Raw genomic sequence first — 15,637 nt, forward strand, 5'->3', positions numbered from 1 at the left:
TTCGGCCGCGGCCGCCCCAGCCTGCTGAGCGGAGTCTTCGGGGTAGTGCCCGCCCTACCCCGCGACCTCAGGCGGGCACCATTGACGCACGGCGAAGTCGGTCAGGGGCGCCAGCGCGGACATGAGCGCGGCGCCCTTCGGCGTGAGGGCGTACTCCACCGACGGCGGCACGTTCGGACGACCTGCAGCTGCGCGCGGGTACTCGACGGTGCGGGCCCAGATGCAGGCGGGCCGGCTCAACGACCTGCTCGGCGCCGGCTACAGCGGCAAGGCGCGCTACGTGCTGTACCACCCCGGCTTCACCCGCAGCGGGGACCGCACGCCGCTGGGTCCGCTGGCGCGGGCCGCGCTCGGGGTGCTGTCGCGCCTGGCGGCGCGCCCGGTCGCGGAGTCGGCCGCCCCGATCGTGGCGCTGCTCGACGACCCGCCCGCGGCCCAGCTCACCGCCCTGGACCGCGGGAAGGAGCTGCCGCTGTCGCTACCGACCCTGGCCCCGGCCGCCGCCGCCCGGCTGCGGTCGGTGGTGCAGGGCGAGGCGTTCGCGTAGGACGAGCGGGGCCAGGGCCAGCCCGGCCAGCGCCCAGACGGCGAGCACCGCGGCGGTCTCCAGGGGCCGCCAGGACCCGCCGATCTCGACCGCCACCGCGTCGGCCGGGAGCAGGGCCGAGCGCATGCCGAGGCCGAGCCAGTACACCGGGAAGGCCTGCGCGATCCCCTGCACCCAGCCGGGCAGCGCGGTGATCGGGTAGAAGATGCCCGAGATGCCGATGACCGCGAGCACCGGCAGCGTCAGCAGGCCCTGGCCGCGCACGGTCGGGAACAGCGCGCCGAGCACGGCCCCGATCGGCAGGGTGGCGAGCAGGCCCAGTGCGAGCACCCAGGCGACGGTCGCCGCGTCCGGGGTCCGGGCCGGCGGGATGATCAGCAGCGCCGGCCCCAGGAAGATCGCGAGGTCCACGAGCAGGCCGAGCGCGACGGCGAGGACCTTGCCGACGAGGTACGCCCGCACGCCGCCTGGGGTCGCCCGGGCCCGCAGCAGCGTGCCGTCCTCGCGGTCGGCGGTCAGCTGCTGGCTCATGGTCACCATGGCCATCGACGCGTCCATCCCGAGGATCGAGGGCAGGACCAGGGCGCCCAGCGGGACGCTCGCGCCGCCGAACGTACGGTGGCGCAGGAAGTACAGCGTGACAAGCATCAGCGCGGGCCAGAAGCAGTGGTTGAACAGGTCGGCGGGGTTGGTCAGGGACTGGCGCAGCTCGATGCGGCCGCGCGCCCAGCCCAGGCGCAGCGCGTTCACCGCCGCACCAGCCCGAGGTAGGTGGTCTCGAGCGAGGACCGGCGGATCTCCAGGTCCTGCACCGCCTCCCCGAAGCGGCCGAAGAGCTCGAACGCGAAGCGGGTCGGGTCGGGGGTCGTCTCGGCGTACGGCCGGCCGTCGATGCGCCAGCGCACCTCGTCGGGGCCGGCGAGCTCGGCGGCCGTCCCGTCGGCGATCACCCGGCCGGCGTCGAGGATCACGATGTGCGCGGCGAGGCGCTCGGCCTCGTCCAGATCGTGCGTCGTGAGCAGTACCGTGCTGCCGTGCTCGGCGGTGACCTGCCGCACGAGGTCGTGGAACTCGCGCCGGGCGTGCGGGTCGAGGCCGGCGGTCGGCTCGTCGAGGAACAGCACCTCCGGCCGGCCGACGAGCCCGAGCGCCAGGTCGAGCCGGCGGCGCTGCCCGCCGGAGAGGGTGGCGATGCGCTGCCGGGCCTGGGCGCCGAGGCCGACGGCGGCGAGGAGCTCGTCGGGGTCCCAGGCGCGGGCGGCGTAGTACCGCGCCTGGTGGGCGAGCAGCTCCCGGACCCGCCACTTCGCGTGGTCGCGCCACGACTGGAGCACGATCCCGACCCGGGCCCGCCACCGCTCGTCGCCGCGCGCGGGGTCGGCGTCGAGCACCGTCGCGCGGCCGCCGGTCCGCGTCCGGAAGCCCTCGAGGATCTCGATGGTGGTGCTCTTGCCGGCCCCGTTGGGCCCGAGGAGCGCGAGGACCTCGCCACGGCGCCCCTGGAAGGTGACGCCCTGCAGGACGTCCTGCTCGCCGCCGTACCGCATCCGCAGCTCTTCGACCTCGATGGTTTCCACATTTGCGAACGTAGAAACCGTGCTCGTTTCTGGTCAACTGGACGTTGCATCTGGCTGACAGGAATTGCATAGAATTGCAATGGGTTCGATTCTAATGCAACGATGGGGCCATGCCGGGGGCGCGACTGACACGGGAGGACCGCGAGCGGATCGCGGCCGGGCTGACCGACGGGCTCGACTACGCGGAGATCGCGCGGCGCCTGGGCCGCCCCACGTCGACCGTCTCCCGCGAGGTGGCCCGGAACCTGCGCTCCGGCGGCTACCGCGCGGAGCAGGCCCACCAGTCGACGCTGCGCCGCCGGGGGCGCCTGCCGGCCGCGCCCGAGCGCCCGCGGGACGGCGACTTCGAGCAGCGCTTCGCCTCGCTCATGGTGGAGACGGGGCTGCCGCGGATGGCGGCGCGGGTGCTGCTGGCGATCGTCACCACCGACGCGGGCGCGCTGACCGCCGCCGAGCTCGTCCAGCGCCTGCACGTGAGCCCGGCCTCGGTGTCGAAGTCCGTCGCCTACCTGGAGTCGATCGACATCGTGCGGCGGGAACGGGCGGAAGGCCGGCGGGAGCGGTACGTCATCGACGACGACGTCTGGCTGCGCACCTGGATGACCAGCGCCCAGGCGCACGCGAAGTGGGGCGCGGCGGCGCGCGAGGGGGCCGCGCTCCACGGGGCGGACTCCCCTGCCGGGAGGCGGCTGGAGCGGATGGGGCGGTTCTTCGACTCGCTCAGCCAGGACATGAGCGTCGACTACGACCCGGCGGTCGCCGACGACATGCTCACCGTGATCGCGGCCCTGGTCCACGCCGGCGGGCCGTGCGCCGTCGATGAGCTGGCCGGGGCCCTGGGCTGGCCGGATGTCCGGGTGGCGGCGGCCCTGGCCCTGGCGGCCGAGCGGCCCGACTTCGCCGATCCGGTGACGCCGAGGCCGCTCCCGGACGGGCGGTATCTGGCCGTCGCCAACGAACAGCGCCTCGCGTCTCGCTCGGTTTCGAGATGAAACGGCCCCCGCCGGGCGGCGGAGGCCGTTCCTCTATGTAGGGCGTGCGCGGCTCAGCCCGTGAAGGACTCGCAGCGCGCGCCGGAGTTGGTGTTGTTGCCGCGGCCCGGGTGGGCGGCGTCGGTGCCCGCGCCGCAGTCCAGGGTGTCGTTGCCGCTGCCCGCGGTCACCGCGTCGTCGCCGGCGCCGGTCGAGACGTTGTTGTTGCCGTTGCCCGCGTCGACCGTGTCGTTGCCGGCGCCCGTCGCGATGGTGTCGTTGCCCGACTCCGTACGGACGGTGTTGTCGCCGCCGGCCGCGTTCACCACGTTGTTGCCGCCGCCCGCGTCGATCCAGTCGTTGCCGTCGGCCGTGGTGATGGTGTCGTTGCCCGGGCCGGTCGTGATGCAGTCGGCGCCACCGTTGCCCTCGACCACGTCGTTGCCGCCGCGGCCCAGGATGAGGTCGTTGCCGCCCGTGCCGGCCAGGCGCTCGTTGCCCGTGCCGCCGACGACCACGTTGTGCACCGCGATCCCGGCGCACGCCCCCGCGGGCTGGCTCGCCGCGCGGACCTGGACCGGGCCCGTGGAGGCGATGCCCGTCAGCGCGTCGTCGTAGGTGACGGAGCCCCCGGCCGCGACCGTGAGCAGGATCGGCTGGGACTTCACCGCCACGGTCACGACCGCCGGCTCGCCCGACAGTGTCGCGACGCGGTCGGCGCCCAGGGAGTACACGCCGGCGCCCAGCGCGATCGTCGCCGCGCGGCCGTCGAAGCGCACCTGCAGCGGGGCCCCGCCCGCGCCGACGGTGAAGGTGAGGCCCGGCTCGACGGTGACCGTCCGGCCGGCCCGGTCGAGGATGCGCCCGCCGGTGAAGTCGTCGCCGGCCGTGCCCGGGTGCGGGTCGACCGCGTCGTACACGCCGTCGTCGTCCGCGTCCGGGTCGAGCACCGTGCAGGCGATGGTGCCGGCGCGCAGCGCGTGGCCCTCGTCGTTGGTGTCGTCGGACCACCAGACGCGCTTCTGGCCGGCCACGCACTCCGACTGCGGCGCGACCGCGAAGCCCTCGTTGTTGTAGTTCGGCATGCCGGCCGGGCGCTCGTACACCTTCGTCACCGCGAGCTTGCCCGAGGCGTCGACGTCGAGGGTGGCCGTGCGGCCGCCGCAGGTGTCGTCGCAGGCCGCCCAGATCGGGCCGGTCTCCGGCTCGTACTGCAGGTCCATCACGCTCACGAAGCCGCTCGCGATGGTGGCGACGCGGGTGTACGAGCCGTCGCCGGACAGCGCGTACGCGTAGATGGAGCCGTTCGCCTCGAGCCCGACGAGGAACAGCCCGCCGCCGTGGTTCGGGTAGGCCGCCGGGTCGTACGCCGCGCCCGTGTGCTCGTCGCGGAAGCCCTTCGCGGTCAGGTACGAGTCCGGGACGAAGGTGATGCCCTCCAGTCCGCTGTTCGCGGCGACCGGCGGCAGGTCCGCGGTCAGGTTCCACTCGCTCGTGATCGCCCCGGTGGCCGGGTCGAAGCGCTCGACGGCGGGCCGGCTGACGCCGCTGTTGGCGTTGTCGCGCTCGGTGGAGAGGTAGATCGCGCCGTTCGCGAGCGTGACGCCCTCGGCATCGGGGTCACCGGTGCCGCCCGGGTAGTGCAGCGTGTACGTGGCCGCCGGGGTCCATTGGGTGCCGTCCCAGCTCAGGCGGTACAACGTGCCGGGCCCGTTCTTGACGGCCCAGAGCGCTCCTCGGTCGTAGAAGAGCCCGGAGATGTTGCCGCCGAGCACGTTGGCGGCGTCGGCCGTCGTCACCGCGGAGCCGCCCGGCCAGGGCAGCGCCGGCGTCTGGCCCGGGCACGCGTTGGCCGTGCCCTTCGTGGCGGCGGTCGTGGTGGCGAAGTCGCCGGTGCCGTCCGGGCAGCGGCCGTACGTCGTGGCCGCGTGCGCCGTCCAGGAGTACGAGTCGACAAGCGCGCCGCCCGCGGTGAACAGGCGCGCGGAGTCGGCGCCGCCGAGGCCGAACACCGGGTCGACGTCCAGCGCCACGAACCCTCCCCCGGCCAGCGTCGTGCCGGCCGCGATGGTGAAGACGTGGGTGTCGTCGTTGTCCTTCAGCACCCAGCCGGACAGGTCGACCGCGCCCGCGCCGGTGTTCGTCAGCTCGATCCAGTCGCCGGGGCTGCCGCCGTTGGACTCGACCTCGTTGATGCGCACGGTCGCCGCGCCCGGTTCGCGGCAGTCGTTGGCCGCGCCGCGCGTCGAGGACGTGGTGGTCCGGAACTCGCCGGCGCCGTCGGGGCAGCGGCCGTAGGTGGTGGCCGCGTGCGCGGTCCACGAGTACGAGTCGACGAGGGTCGCGCCGTCCGGGAGGTACAGCCGCGCGGAGTCGGCCGCCCCGAGCCCGAAGGCGCTCTCCACGTCCACGGGTAGGAAGGCGCCCGGGCCCAGCGTGGTGCCCGCGGCGATCGTGTAGACGTGGGTGTCGTCGTTGTCCCTGACGACCCAGCCGGAGAGGTCCACGGGCGCGGTGCCGGTGTTGACCAGTTCGACCCAGTCGCCCGGCGTGCCGCCGCTGGACTCGACCTCGTTGATGCGGACGGTCGGCCCGTCGGCCGCCTGGGCCGCCGGCCCGAGCGCGACCAGCGGCGCCGCGGCGAGCACCGCGGCGATGAAGAGGGTTTTCGTGCGCACGAGCGCAGCGTCGGCCACGGCGGCGAACCGCACGTGAACGGCGCGCGAACGGCCCACAGGTCAGGCCGTTCGGTGGAGCGTGCCGTCCCGGCCTGGCGCCGCCGTCGGCATTCATGTTGCTTTGTTGACTACATAGCAACACGTGTCGCGGGCGTCAGGAGTCCAGCTTCGCGACCAGGCGCGCCAAGTCGTCCAGCTCCTCGGGTGACAGGGCCAGCATCTGCGGCGGTGGCTGGGTCAGGATCGCCTCGGCCCGTGCGGCCTCGCTGCGGCCCAGCTCCGTCGTCGTCACCAGTTTTGCCCGGCGGTCCGACGGGTGCGGCTCCCGGCGCACGAGCCCCCGCCGCTCCAGATCGTCCACGACCAGTGTGGTGTACGGCGCATCCGTCTGCAGCCGCGCGGCCAGTTCGCGCATGGTCAGCGGCGAACCCGCCAGGCGGCGCAGGGCCTTGATCCGCACGAAGCTCAGGTCCAGCGCCTCGCTGACCTCCTTGCGCCGGTCGTGGCGCTCGTGGACGAGGGCCAGCATCGCGCGCCAGACCGTGCCGGCGCGTTCGGCATCCGCTTCAGGCATCGACGAGCTCCGCATCGGGTTGTCGGCTTTTCGCCCAGGTACCGGTCGTGAGCGTACCGATGACGAGGATCGCGGCGCCGCAACCGGCGATGATCCACCAGCCCGTGTGGCTGGCCGGGCTGAAGCCGGCGGACATCGTCCGGCCGTGCAGGCCCGCGGTGACCACGGCACCCAGGACCGCGATGCCCAGGACCGAGCCGAACTGGCGGCTGGTCGAGGCGAACGCCGCGGCCACTCCGGCCTGGGCCACCGGCAGGCCCGAGACGGCGGTGACGGTGATCGGCGGGTTGACCATGGCGAAGCCGATGCCGAACGCGACGTACGCGGCCAGGATCCACGGCAGCGGGGTGTCCGCCGTGAGCCCGCTGAGCAGGACCCCGCTGGCCAGGATGCCCGCGCCGCCGACCAGCAGTGACGGGCGCGGGCCGCGGGAGCCGACCAGCCGGCCCGAGAGGGGGCCGAGGACCACCGTGATCGCGGCGATCGGCAGGGTCAGCAGGCCCGCGCGCAGCGGGGACAGGCCGCGGACGTCCTGCAGGTACAGCGTGTTGAGCAGCAGGAAACCGGCCAGCGCCCCGAACGCGGCGACGGCGATCGCGGTGGCGCCGGCGAACGGGGGGCTGCGGAAGAGCGTGATGTCGACCAGCGGCTCGGGGCGGCGCGGCTCGACCAGTAGGAGGGCCACCAGCGCCAGCAGGGCGACCAGGCCAGCCAGCGGCTGGTGCTCGATGATGGCGAAGGTGGCGCTGGCCAGCAGGACCAGCACGATGATCTGACCGGGCACGTCGACGCGGCGCGGGCGCGGGGCCCGCGACTCGGGCACGAACAGGGCGCTGAGGACGATCGCGGCGATGCCGATCGGCACGTTGATCCAGAAGATCGTGCGCCAGCCGACGGTCTGGACCAGCAGGCCGCCCACGACCGGGCCGAGCGCCATGCTGATGCCGACGACGCCGGCCCACACGCCGATGGCGCGGGCGCGCTCGCGGCGGTCGGTGAACACGTTTGTGATGATCGACATGGCGACCGGGTTGAGCATCGAGCCGCCGATCGCCTGCACCACGCGGAACGCGATGAGCCAGCCCAGCGTCGGGGCGATGCCGCACAGCAGCGAGCCGATCGAGAAGGCCACCAGGCCGGTCTGGAAGACGCGGCGGCGGCCGAGGCGGTCGGCGGTCGACCCGCCCAGGATCAGGAGGCTGGCCAGGACGAGCGTGTACGCGTCGATCGCCCACTGCAGGCCCGACAGCGGTGCGTCCAGGTCCCGCCCGATCGCCGGCACCGCGATGTTCACGATGGTGTTGTCGAGGCCGACGATGAGCAGGCTCAGGCAGCAGATGCCGAGGATGAGCAGGCGCCGGCCACGTGATTGTACGACCATAATAGTTATGTTCGTACAACAAAGCGTCCGGCGCCAACGCTGGAGCCCTACTGCGGCTCAGATCACCATCTAGTTGGTCCCGCCCGGGTTGCCGCCGTTGGGCATGCCGCCGCCGTTGGCCTGCTCCAGGGCCGTATCGGTGATCGTGGTGGCGGTGACGGTCGTGCCGTCGACGGTGCCGACGACGGTCACGGTGTCGCCGGTCTTGACGTCGGAGACCTGGTCGTTGCCGTTGTCGACGGTCGTGGCCGAGCCGATGACGAACGTCGTCGCGTGCCCGTCGGCGCTCTTGGCGGTGATCGAGGTGGTGCTGATCCCGGTGACCGTTCCGCTCTGGAGGCGTTTCGTGGTGTACCCCCCATTGCCGTCGGAGGCCGTGAAGTCCCCGTGGAGCGCGCCGGAGAGGCCGCTCGCCCCGCCGCCGAAGCCGCCGCCCCGGCCGCCCGGGCCGCCCTGGCCGTTGGCGCCCCCGGGCCCGGCCTGCGCCGTCGTCGACGAGGAGTCGCCGCTCGCGGCCTTGATGACGGCGAACCCGCCGCCGCCGATGACGAGCGCCGCGACGGCGCCGACGACGATCATCTTGACCTTCGAGGACTTCGCCGCGGGCGCCGGGGCCGCCGCCGGCGCGAGTCCGGCGGCGGTGTGGGGCTGGGCCGCGTCCGCCCAGACCGGGGCGGCGGGCGGCTGCGGGTCGGTGGTCTGGCTGCTCATGGCGTGGCTCCCTGAATCCGGCGGCCCCGCTGCTAGGAGCCGCTCACGAGTAACCATCGCGGGGCTGCCTGGCACGGGGCCGTCCGAATCTTCGGAGCCACCTGTGAACCGATCAGACCGCCACGAGCTCGGGCTCGGCCGCCTCGACGGCGGGCCGGCGGCCCTTGCGCAGCGCGGCGATCCCGGCCAGGGCCAGGCCCGCGACCGCCCACACGACGAGCACGAGCACGTGCGGCCCGGCGCCGGCCCCGTCGAAGAAGGCGGTGCTGCGCAGCAGCGACCCGGCCGCGCCCGGCGGCAGGTACTGTCCGAGCGCCCCCCAGCCCGACGGCAGCATCTCCGGCGCGCTGGTCAGGCCCGAGAGCGGGTTGCCCAGCAGCATCATGGTCGCCGCACCGAGCGCGAGCCCGGCCGTGCCGAGCAGCGCCTCGAGGCCCAGGATGGTCAGCGCCGTGGCCGCGATGGACAGCGCGACGACGCCGCTGTTGACCCAGTAGTCGCCGCCGAGGGAGCCCAGCCAGTACTGCAGGATCGCCACGAGCGCGAACCCGCCCGTCACGGAGAAGGCGAGCGCGCCCGCCACCCGGCGTCCGGTGCCCACGACGAGGCTGGTGAGCAGGCCCGCGGCGGCGATGCCGCCGAGGACCAGCGGCAGCGCCCCGGCCGCGAGCCCGGCCCCGCGCGGGTCGTCGACCGGCAGCGGCACGAGGTCGCGCACGGCCGCCTCGCCGGGGGTCGCGCTCAGGCCCTGGGCGACCTGCTGGAGCGCCTGGGCGACGGCCGGGCTCGCCGCGGAGGCGACGATGAGCTGGGGCTTGCCGCTGGTGAGGTCGATCGCGCCGTACACCTCGCGGTCGCGGATCAGCCGCTCGGCCGCGGCCGTGTCGGCGACGGTCCGCACGTCGAACGCGCCCGGCCGCCGGGCCTCGAGCTGCTGGACGAGCTGGGCGGTGGCGGGGGCCGGGCCGGCGACCGCGAGCGGGATGTCGTGCACGCCGGCCCGGGTCGCCGGCCACGCGAACGCCACCATGATGAGGCTGAGCAGTGCCGTGAGCAGCAGGACGACGCCGGCGACCTTCCGCATGACCATCTCCTAAAAGGAACGTTCGTTCGCTATTTCCTCAGGGTGTACCGTCGCCGCCCGCTCGTCAAGAATGAACGTTCGCTTTACTGTGCGACGCCCGTCACGGCCGGGCGCGCGCGGGCGTGCTCGGACGCGGGCGGCAGCGTGAACGTGAAGCGGGAGCCGCCGCCCGGGTTGTCGGTGGCGCCGATCGTCCCGCCGTGCCGCTCCACGATCCGCTTGCAGATCGCCAGCCCGAGGCCGGTGCCCGCGTAGCCGGCGGCGCGGTGCGCCCGGTGGAAGTTGGTGAAGATGGCGTCGTGCTGGCCGGGCGGGATGCCGATGCCGTTGTCCGCGATCTCGACCCGCACCAGGCGCTCCTCGTCGATCGCGGAGGTGATGGCGATGCGCGGGACGGTGCCCGGGGCGGTGTACTTCACCGCGTTGCCCACGAGGTTGTCGGCCGCCGCCCGGTTGTCCCTCGTCACCCCGCCCATCAGCGCCACGGCGGCCGGGTTGCGCATGACCAGGCGCCGGTCGGGGCGCAGCACCGACACGCCCTCGCTCATCGAGTCGACGATCGTGGTCAGCAGGCGCGCCTGGGCCGCCGCCTCGCGGCCCGCGGCGGTCAGGCGGCCCAGGAGCTCGGCCCGCTCGTCGCGGCCCAGGGCGATGGACAGCCCGACGATCGCGATCATGCCCACGAACGCCTGCGCGACGAGCGCGCGGGTGGCCACGGAGGGCACGGCGGCGAACGGGCCCGGCCTCGGGCAGCCCGTGGCGGGCCACCGCGGCGAGCGCCGCGGCCCCGTCCTCGGCGGCGAGGACGTCGTGGCCGTCGGCGATCAGCCGCTTGACGATCAGGTCGCGGACGTCGGGCTCGTCGTCCACCACGAGCAACCGGGCCATGCGGCACCCCCCGCCTCTCCGCTACCAAGATCGGCAGCGGAGGGACGGGTCTTACTTGGTGGGCAGAATTCCCTGGAGGTGGCGGCCGTTCACGGCGGTGCGGCGGCCCGCGTCGACCTCGCTCTTCCAGGTCCGCACGTAGTTGGAGGCGGTCAGCCGCTCGACGTCGTCGAGGTCGAGCAGGTCGCCCACCATGGTCGTCAGGGCCACCACGTCGCGGCGGTCGTTGGCCGGGACGCTGTCGTGCAGCACCTGGTACACCTGGTTGCGCAGCGACCCCTCCCGCACCATCGTCGGCGGGGTGAGCGTCGGCTCCTCGGCGATCTCGAGCACGTCGGCGGCCTCGTGGGTCACCGGCGCGGTCCGGCTGCGCGGGCGGCGCGGCGCGGGCGCGGCCGGGAGGATGCCCTCGAGGTCGGCGCGCAGCCCGCCCAGCGGCGAGGACGCGACGACCGGCCCGAGCTCCGGCTCCGGCTCGGCGGCGGCCTCGGTCGCCCGGGCCACCGCCTCCCGGGCCGCCCGGCGCTCCGCCTCCTCGTAGCTGAGCCGGGGTCCGGGCAGCGCCTGCTGCTCCTGCGTGTCGATGATCGGCAGCAGCTCCGGCTCCGGGGCAACGGCGGGCGGGGGCGCGGCCACGGCGGGCGGGGGCGGCGTGCTCCCGGTCATGGCGGCGAGGCGGGCCGGGGCCAGGTCGGCCGCGATGAGCGAGGTCAGGCCGTCGTAGTCGGCGCCGTCGGCGAGGCGGACCGCGATCTCGTCGAGGTCGTAGACGGCCACGGCGATGTCCGCGGTGGTCGGGTCGACCGCGGCGCGGATCTTGCGGTGCAGCACCTTGGCGATCGCCGAGGTCCGCTGCTCCTTGCGCTTCTCCGCCTTCGCGGCCGCGATCGAGCTGTACAGGCCCAGGCTCATGTCGGCCTTGGCCAGGTTCTTGGCCCGCAGCGTCAGCCACGGATGGCGGACCCAGTGCCCGACCACCTCGTACGCCGGGGTGGTCGGCGGCAGGTCACCCTTGGCCCGCAGCCGGTCGCGGCGCTGGTTCTCGGTGTGCATCAGCCAGACCAGGTAGCCCAGCGCCGACATCCCCGCGAAGAACCCGGCGAGCAGCTTGTTGTCGTGGGCCATCCAGTTGAACGCGACCGCGAACGCCGCGATCGCCGCCGACAGGATGCGGGAGGCCACCGCCCGCTCACCCAGCCGGCGGCGCACGTCGGCGTTGGCGAGCACGACGATGCCGCCGAGCTCCAGCGCGCCCACCGCCGGGATCGCCCAGATCAGCGGGATGCCGAGCGCCTCGACCGCACCGGACACCTGCCCGGCCAGGGCCACGAGCAGCACCACGAAGTAGAACAGCTGCCGCATGTACGAGGTGCGCTTGACAGTCTTCTGCAGATCGGCGTCGAGCTGGTTGATGCCCGGCGTGCTCACCGGCTTCTCCCGTCGTCGTCGGGCCGGGGCAGCCGATAGCCCCGCGCCTCGAGAAATTCGGCCAGCGCGAGATCCACCGAGCTCTGCACGGTGGTGTTGTGGTCGACGACGAACCGCTGCAGGGTCTGCTCGATCTCGACCCGAACCCGGGCGTTGAGCTGGACCCGCTCGAACCGCGGCCGCTGCGGTGGCATCGCCACCGCCTTCTCTGTCGCTTCCAACATCACTCCCGCTAGCCGTTTGCTAGCGCGCACGCTAGCAAAGCAACCGTCGATGACCGAATCTGACACGCCGGACGTATGTTCGAACCCGAAAGACCATTACGACGGTCGCTCCGCGAAGGTTCAGCACTACTTTCCGTGTTCGTTCGGCCGCGTTCTTGGTGCTGTCCGGCGCCTTTCCGGTTCGGTACGCTCGGCCGCATGCGGCGCCGGGTGCTCATGCTCATGGTTGCGGCGCTCGTGCTGATCGGCGCCTGGGCCGGCCCCGCGGGCGCCGCGCCGGGCGATCCGACGGGTGCGCCGAACGAGGGCACCGACCTCACGCTCGGCGAAAAGCTGGACGCGGCCAACACGGAGTGGCTGCAGGCCCAGGCGGTGCTCGACACGTCGAAGAAGCGCCAGGCCGAGCTGACCGCGCAGATGGACTCGATGCAGAAGGAGCTGGAGCCGGTCCGCGCGAGCGTGAACGTCATCGCCGCCGCGGCGTACCGGACCGGTGGCAACGTGCGCCTGACCGCCGCCCTCGTGAACACCGGCTCGGCCGAGCAGTTCATGGACCGCGTGCTGCTGGTGAACACGATCGCGCAGTACAACGACCGCCAGATCGCCCGTCTGACCAAGCTCGAGAAGGAGCTCGCGGACGCGAAGAAGGCGGCCGACGACGAGGTGGCCAAGCAGCAGGCGCAGGCGGTCATCCAGGCAAAGAAAAAGGCCGACGCCGAAGCGGCGCTGGCCAAGATGAAGGGGAAGGCCGACGGCTACGTCAGCGTGAACTCACCGCTGGCGACGCCCGCCCCGCGCAACGCCGACGGCTCCTGGCCGGCCGAGAACTGCATCATCGACGACCCGACGACCACCGGCTGCATCACGCCGCGCCTGCTGCACGCGGCGCAGGAGGCGCGCAAGGCCGGCTTCACGCACTTCTACTCGTGCTTCCGTCCTTCGGGCCCGTACGAGCATCCGAAGGGCCGGGCCTGCGACTTCGCCGCGGCGTCGGACGGCTTCGGCGGCGTGGCCAGCGGGGCCGACAAGACCTACGGCACGAACCTGGCGGCCTTCTTCGTGAAGAACGCGTCCTCGCTGGGCGTGCTGTACGTGATCTGGTTCCGTCAGGTCTGGACGCCGGCGGCGGGCTGGCACGCCTACAGCGGCGGCAACGGGGACCCGTCCAGCGACCACACGAACCACGTACACCTGTCCGTGTTGTGACGGAAGGGCGATAAATCCGGACACGTCGGTGTCTGGACTTATCGCCAGTATCCGGGGAACGGCCGGCTCATCGTGCGCCGGCCGCGGTCAGCGCGCGCTCGCAGACCGAGCGGGCCCACTGAATGCGGTTCAACGCCACATCCGGGCGGTCGCCGAAGACCTCGGCGGCCCGGGCGTAGCACTCTTGCGGGCCGAGCCGGTCCAAGGTGTCGTCCACCGTGGCGCGGACCTCGGCGTCGTTGGGGTTGGAGAAGCACGGAGTGTCGGAGACGAACAGTGCCATGCACAGCACCGGGTCGACCGGGCGAGTCGTCATGGTGGATCACCTGTTCAAGGGGGTGTGTTTGACTGTTCCACCGTGCCTCCGGACGGGTGTCCGACGCCTCGTGGCCAGCGGGGTTTCCCTGTGGTGGGTTTTCCGACCCCGGCATACCTGCTGGCTGCCACCGCCCCCTCAACCGGCCTCACCCTCCGGGAGGGGGATGCCGATGCGCAGGCGGGTCCCGGCGCCGTGGCGGCTCGAGATCTGTATGGTGCCGCCCAGCGCGGCCACGCGGTCGCCGAGGCCGGTCAGGCCCGTGCCCGTACCAGGATCCGCGCCCCCCACGCCGTCGTCCTCGATCGACAGGGACAGCCGGGCGTCCGTGACGGCGGCCGACACCGAGATCACCGTGGCGTGCGCGTGGCGGATGGCGTTCGTGAGGGCCTCGGCGACGACGTAGTACACCCCGATCTCCACCGAGGCGTCGAGTCTGGAGGGCAGGTCGAGCCGCGTCTCCACCGGGATCGGGGAGCGGCGCGCCAGGGAGCGGATCGCCGGGGCCAGGCCGCCCTCCGACAGGATCGACGGGTGGATGCCGCGGGCCAGCTCGCGCAGCTCGTCGATCGCCTGCGACAGGTCGCTGCCGATGCCGTGCAGGCGGTCATGCAGCGGGCCCGCCACCTGCGTCTCCGTCGCGCGCAGGGCCAGCAGCAGGGCGATCAGCCGCTGCTGGGTGCCGTCGTGCAGGTCGCGCTCGATGCGGCGGCGGCTCTCGTCGGTCGCGGCCACCACGCGGGCACGGGAGGCGGTCAGGTCGGCGCGCGCCTGGGAGTTGGCGATCGCGCTGGCCACCAGCTCGGTGAACTCGGCGGCGCGCTCGGCGTCGTGCTGCTGCAGCGGGGACGCGCACGTGGATAAGGCCTTGAGGGCGCCCCAGGTGCGCCCGGCCACGGAGACAGGGGCGCCGATCGCGGAGCGGATGGTCACGTCGCCGAACTCGTGCTGCAGGAAGTCGGCGCTGTGCATGCCGGCGAGGCGGATCGGGCGGCCGGAGCGCAGGATCTCCCCGGCCACGCCGCCGTCGGCCACCTTCACCCGGCCCAGCCCGATGCGGTGGACGGGGTCCTGGCTCCAGCTCGCCACCACGGTGCCGTTGCCGTCGGGCTCGAAGCGCAGCAGCACGGCCGCGTCGGCGTCGAAGAGCTTGCCGGCCTCCTCGGTCACCGCGGCGAAGACGTCCTCGGCGGGCATGCCGCGCGCCGCGACGGTCGCCACCCGGCGCAGCGCCGCCTGCTCGGCCGCCACCGCGCCGAGCATCCGGCGGCCCTTGTCGAGCGCAGCGACCATCGTGTTGAAGGTCCGCTGCAGCGCCCCGACCTCCACCGGGGCGTCCGTCGGGACCCTCGTCTCCAGGTCGCCGCCCGCCACCCGGTCGGCCGCCATCACCATCCGGTGCAGCGGCCGCACCACCATGACCGCCAGCGAGCGGGTCAGAATCGCGACCGCGAGCAGGGCTACCACGAAGCCGGCCATACCGGCGAACAGGGCCTGTTTGCCGGCCCGGGTCGCCGCGGCGTGCATATGGTCCACGGTCATGCGCTGGCTGTTGATGAAGTCGTCGAACTCCGTGCGCATCGCGGCGATCTGCTTCTGCCCATCGGTGACGGACTGCGGGTCGATGTTGGCCGGCTCCCCCGACTCCCCCTCGGCGATCGCGGGGTCGGCGTAGTTGTCGAGGTACGCGGTGACGTCGCTGTTGAGCCGGGCCACCCGAGCGGCCTGGGCCGGGTCACCCGCCACGGACGAGGCGAGCTCCTGCTGGCGCAGCGGAATCTGCTGCTGGGCCTGGATCCAGGGCTCCAGCAGCGCCCGGTCGTGGGTGAGGGCGTACCCGCGCCGGCCCGCCTCCACGTCGAGGACCAGCCGCTCCAGCGTGTTGCAGGCCGAGACGGCGTGCTCGGCGCGGGTGACCACCATGACGGAGGCCCGCAGGTCGTAAACGGACACGAGGATCACCGCGAACGCCGCCGAGATCAGGACGGTGAACAGCGCGCTGGTTAACGCGAGGCGGAAGGTCAACCCCCCGTGCATGGGGTGGTGACTACC

General features: G+C 73.3%; 16 protein-coding genes. 3 read left to right on the forward strand and 13 right to left on the reverse strand.

The features are described 5' to 3' along the window. Window positions 1-54: 54 nt before the first annotated feature. The gene (locus ACPPVO_RS57660; RefSeq protein ID WP_426508245.1) at window positions 55-171 is read right to left on the reverse strand and encodes a hypothetical protein; all 117 of its coding nucleotides are present in this window, start codon (window positions 169-171) and stop codon (window positions 55-57) included. On the opposite strand from ACPPVO_RS57660, the gene ACPPVO_RS57665 reads away from it, so the two are divergent. Then, complete coding sequence (locus tag ACPPVO_RS57665; RefSeq protein ID WP_426514954.1) at window positions 122-547, forward strand: hypothetical protein; 426 nt, start codon at window positions 122-124, stop codon at window positions 545-547. The two genes, ACPPVO_RS57660 and ACPPVO_RS57665, sit on opposite strands and share 50 nt — an antisense overlap. On the opposite strand, the gene ACPPVO_RS57670 is transcribed toward ACPPVO_RS57665, so the two are convergent. Together ACPPVO_RS57670 and ACPPVO_RS57675 are read right to left on the reverse strand one after the other, a co-directional pair. Beyond that, a complete protein-coding gene (locus ACPPVO_RS57670) occupies window positions 479-1,297 on the reverse strand; it encodes an ABC transporter permease (RefSeq protein ID WP_426508247.1) in 819 nt (272 codons plus the stop codon). The two genes, ACPPVO_RS57665 and ACPPVO_RS57670, sit on opposite strands and share 69 nt — an antisense overlap. Next, complete coding sequence (locus ACPPVO_RS57675; protein WP_426514899.1) at window positions 1,294-2,094, reverse strand: ABC transporter ATP-binding protein; 801 nt, start codon at window positions 2,092-2,094, stop codon at window positions 1,294-1,296. The genes ACPPVO_RS57670 and ACPPVO_RS57675 overlap by 4 nt, the downstream gene beginning before the upstream one ends. Window positions 2,095-2,234: 140 nt before the next feature. Between ACPPVO_RS57675 and ACPPVO_RS57680 the strand changes: the two genes are divergently transcribed. Continuing rightward, window positions 2,235-3,116, forward strand: coding sequence for a MarR family transcriptional regulator (locus tag ACPPVO_RS57680; RefSeq protein WP_426508248.1), 882 nt, complete (start codon window positions 2,235-2,237; stop codon window positions 3,114-3,116). Between the two features lie 53 nt (window positions 3,117-3,169). Here the strand turns inward: ACPPVO_RS57680 and ACPPVO_RS57685 are convergent, their stop codons facing one another. The 8 genes from ACPPVO_RS57685 to ACPPVO_RS57720 form a co-directional block, all read right to left on the reverse strand. Then, a complete protein-coding gene (locus ACPPVO_RS57685; protein WP_426508249.1) occupies window positions 3,170-5,773 on the reverse strand; it encodes a lamin tail domain-containing protein in 2,604 nt (867 codons plus the stop codon). Between the two features lie 154 nt (window positions 5,774-5,927). Continuing rightward, window positions 5,928-6,347: a MarR family winged helix-turn-helix transcriptional regulator gene (locus tag ACPPVO_RS57690; RefSeq protein ID WP_426508250.1), complete on the reverse strand. Its 420-nt coding sequence runs from the start codon at window positions 6,345-6,347 to the stop codon at window positions 5,928-5,930. Continuing rightward, on the reverse strand, window positions 6,340-7,728 hold the full coding sequence (locus tag ACPPVO_RS57695) for an MFS transporter (RefSeq protein WP_426508252.1): 1,389 nt from the start codon (window positions 7,726-7,728) through the stop codon (window positions 6,340-6,342). The genes ACPPVO_RS57690 and ACPPVO_RS57695 overlap by 8 nt, the downstream gene beginning before the upstream one ends. A 69-nt stretch (window positions 7,729-7,797) precedes the next feature. After that, window positions 7,798-8,439, reverse strand: coding sequence for a hypothetical protein (locus ACPPVO_RS57700; protein WP_426508254.1), 642 nt, complete (start codon window positions 8,437-8,439; stop codon window positions 7,798-7,800). A 112-nt stretch (window positions 8,440-8,551) separates the two neighbouring features. Beyond that, on the reverse strand, window positions 8,552-9,523 hold the full coding sequence (locus ACPPVO_RS57705) for a hypothetical protein (protein ID WP_426508256.1): 972 nt from the start codon (window positions 9,521-9,523) through the stop codon (window positions 8,552-8,554). An 83-nt stretch (window positions 9,524-9,606) separates the two neighbouring features. After that, a complete protein-coding gene (locus ACPPVO_RS57710; protein WP_426508257.1) occupies window positions 9,607-10,239 on the reverse strand; it encodes an ATP-binding protein in 633 nt (210 codons plus the stop codon). A gap of 223 nt (window positions 10,240-10,462) precedes the next feature. Then, entirely contained in the window at window positions 10,463-11,839 is a 1,377-nt protein-coding gene (locus ACPPVO_RS57715) for a hypothetical protein (RefSeq protein ID WP_426508259.1), read from the reverse strand. Next, the gene (locus ACPPVO_RS57720; RefSeq protein ID WP_426508260.1) at window positions 11,836-12,063 is read right to left on the reverse strand and encodes a hypothetical protein; all 228 of its coding nucleotides are present in this window, start codon (window positions 12,061-12,063) and stop codon (window positions 11,836-11,838) included. The genes ACPPVO_RS57715 and ACPPVO_RS57720 overlap by 4 nt, the downstream gene beginning before the upstream one ends. 198 nt (window positions 12,064-12,261) lie before the next feature. On the opposite strand from ACPPVO_RS57720, the gene ACPPVO_RS57725 reads away from it, so the two are divergent. Continuing rightward, window positions 12,262-13,269, forward strand: a complete 1,008-nt coding sequence (locus ACPPVO_RS57725; protein ID WP_426508261.1) for a coiled-coil domain-containing protein — start codon at window positions 12,262-12,264, stop codon at window positions 13,267-13,269. Window positions 13,270-13,336: 67 nt separating this feature from the next. Here ACPPVO_RS57725 and ACPPVO_RS57730 read toward each other — a convergent pair whose 3' ends face one another. Beyond that, on the reverse strand, window positions 13,337-13,585 hold the full coding sequence (locus ACPPVO_RS57730; protein WP_426508263.1) for a hypothetical protein: 249 nt from the start codon (window positions 13,583-13,585) through the stop codon (window positions 13,337-13,339). 138 nt (window positions 13,586-13,723) lie between these two features. Further along, window positions 13,724-15,622, reverse strand: a complete 1,899-nt coding sequence (locus tag ACPPVO_RS57735; protein ID WP_426508265.1) for a CHASE3 domain-containing protein — start codon at window positions 15,620-15,622, stop codon at window positions 13,724-13,726. Window positions 15,623-15,637: the final 15 nt, after the last annotated feature.

It is taken from the genome of Dactylosporangium sp. McL0621, from assembly GCF_049995355.1.
Lineage (GTDB): Bacteria > Actinomycetota > Actinomycetes > Mycobacteriales > Micromonosporaceae > Dactylosporangium.

Excerpts from the sequence above, each read along its gene's own strand:
- ACPPVO_RS57735 (WP_426508265.1), bottom strand. The coding sequence starts at position 15,622 with ATGCACGGGGGGTTGACCTTCCGCCTCGCGTTAACCAGCGCGCTGTTC.
- ACPPVO_RS57680 (WP_426508248.1), top strand. The coding sequence starts at position 2,235 with ATGCCGGGGGCGCGACTGACACGGGAGGACCGCGAGCGGATCGCGGCC.
- ACPPVO_RS57695 (WP_426508252.1), bottom strand. The coding sequence starts at position 7,728 with ATGGTCGTACAATCACGTGGCCGGCGCCTGCTCATCCTCGGCATCTGC.
- ACPPVO_RS57725 (WP_426508261.1), top strand. The coding sequence starts at position 12,262 with ATGCGGCGCCGGGTGCTCATGCTCATGGTTGCGGCGCTCGTGCTGATC.
- ACPPVO_RS57675 (WP_426514899.1), bottom strand. The coding sequence starts at position 2,094 with ATGCGGTACGGCGGCGAGCAGGACGTCCTGCAGGGCGTCACCTTCCAG.
- ACPPVO_RS57700 (WP_426508254.1), bottom strand. The coding sequence starts at position 8,439 with ATGAGCAGCCAGACCACCGACCCGCAGCCGCCCGCCGCCCCGGTCTGG.
- ACPPVO_RS57730 (WP_426508263.1), bottom strand. The coding sequence starts at position 13,585 with ATGACGACTCGCCCGGTCGACCCGGTGCTGTGCATGGCACTGTTCGTC.
- ACPPVO_RS57705 (WP_426508256.1), bottom strand. The coding sequence starts at position 9,523 with ATGCGGAAGGTCGCCGGCGTCGTCCTGCTGCTCACGGCACTGCTCAGC.
- ACPPVO_RS57690 (WP_426508250.1), bottom strand. The coding sequence starts at position 6,347 with ATGCCTGAAGCGGATGCCGAACGCGCCGGCACGGTCTGGCGCGCGATG.
- ACPPVO_RS57665 (WP_426514954.1), top strand. The coding sequence starts at position 122 with ATGAGCGCGGCGCCCTTCGGCGTGAGGGCGTACTCCACCGACGGCGGC.
- ACPPVO_RS57720 (WP_426508260.1), bottom strand. The coding sequence starts at position 12,063 with ATGTTGGAAGCGACAGAGAAGGCGGTGGCGATGCCACCGCAGCGGCCG.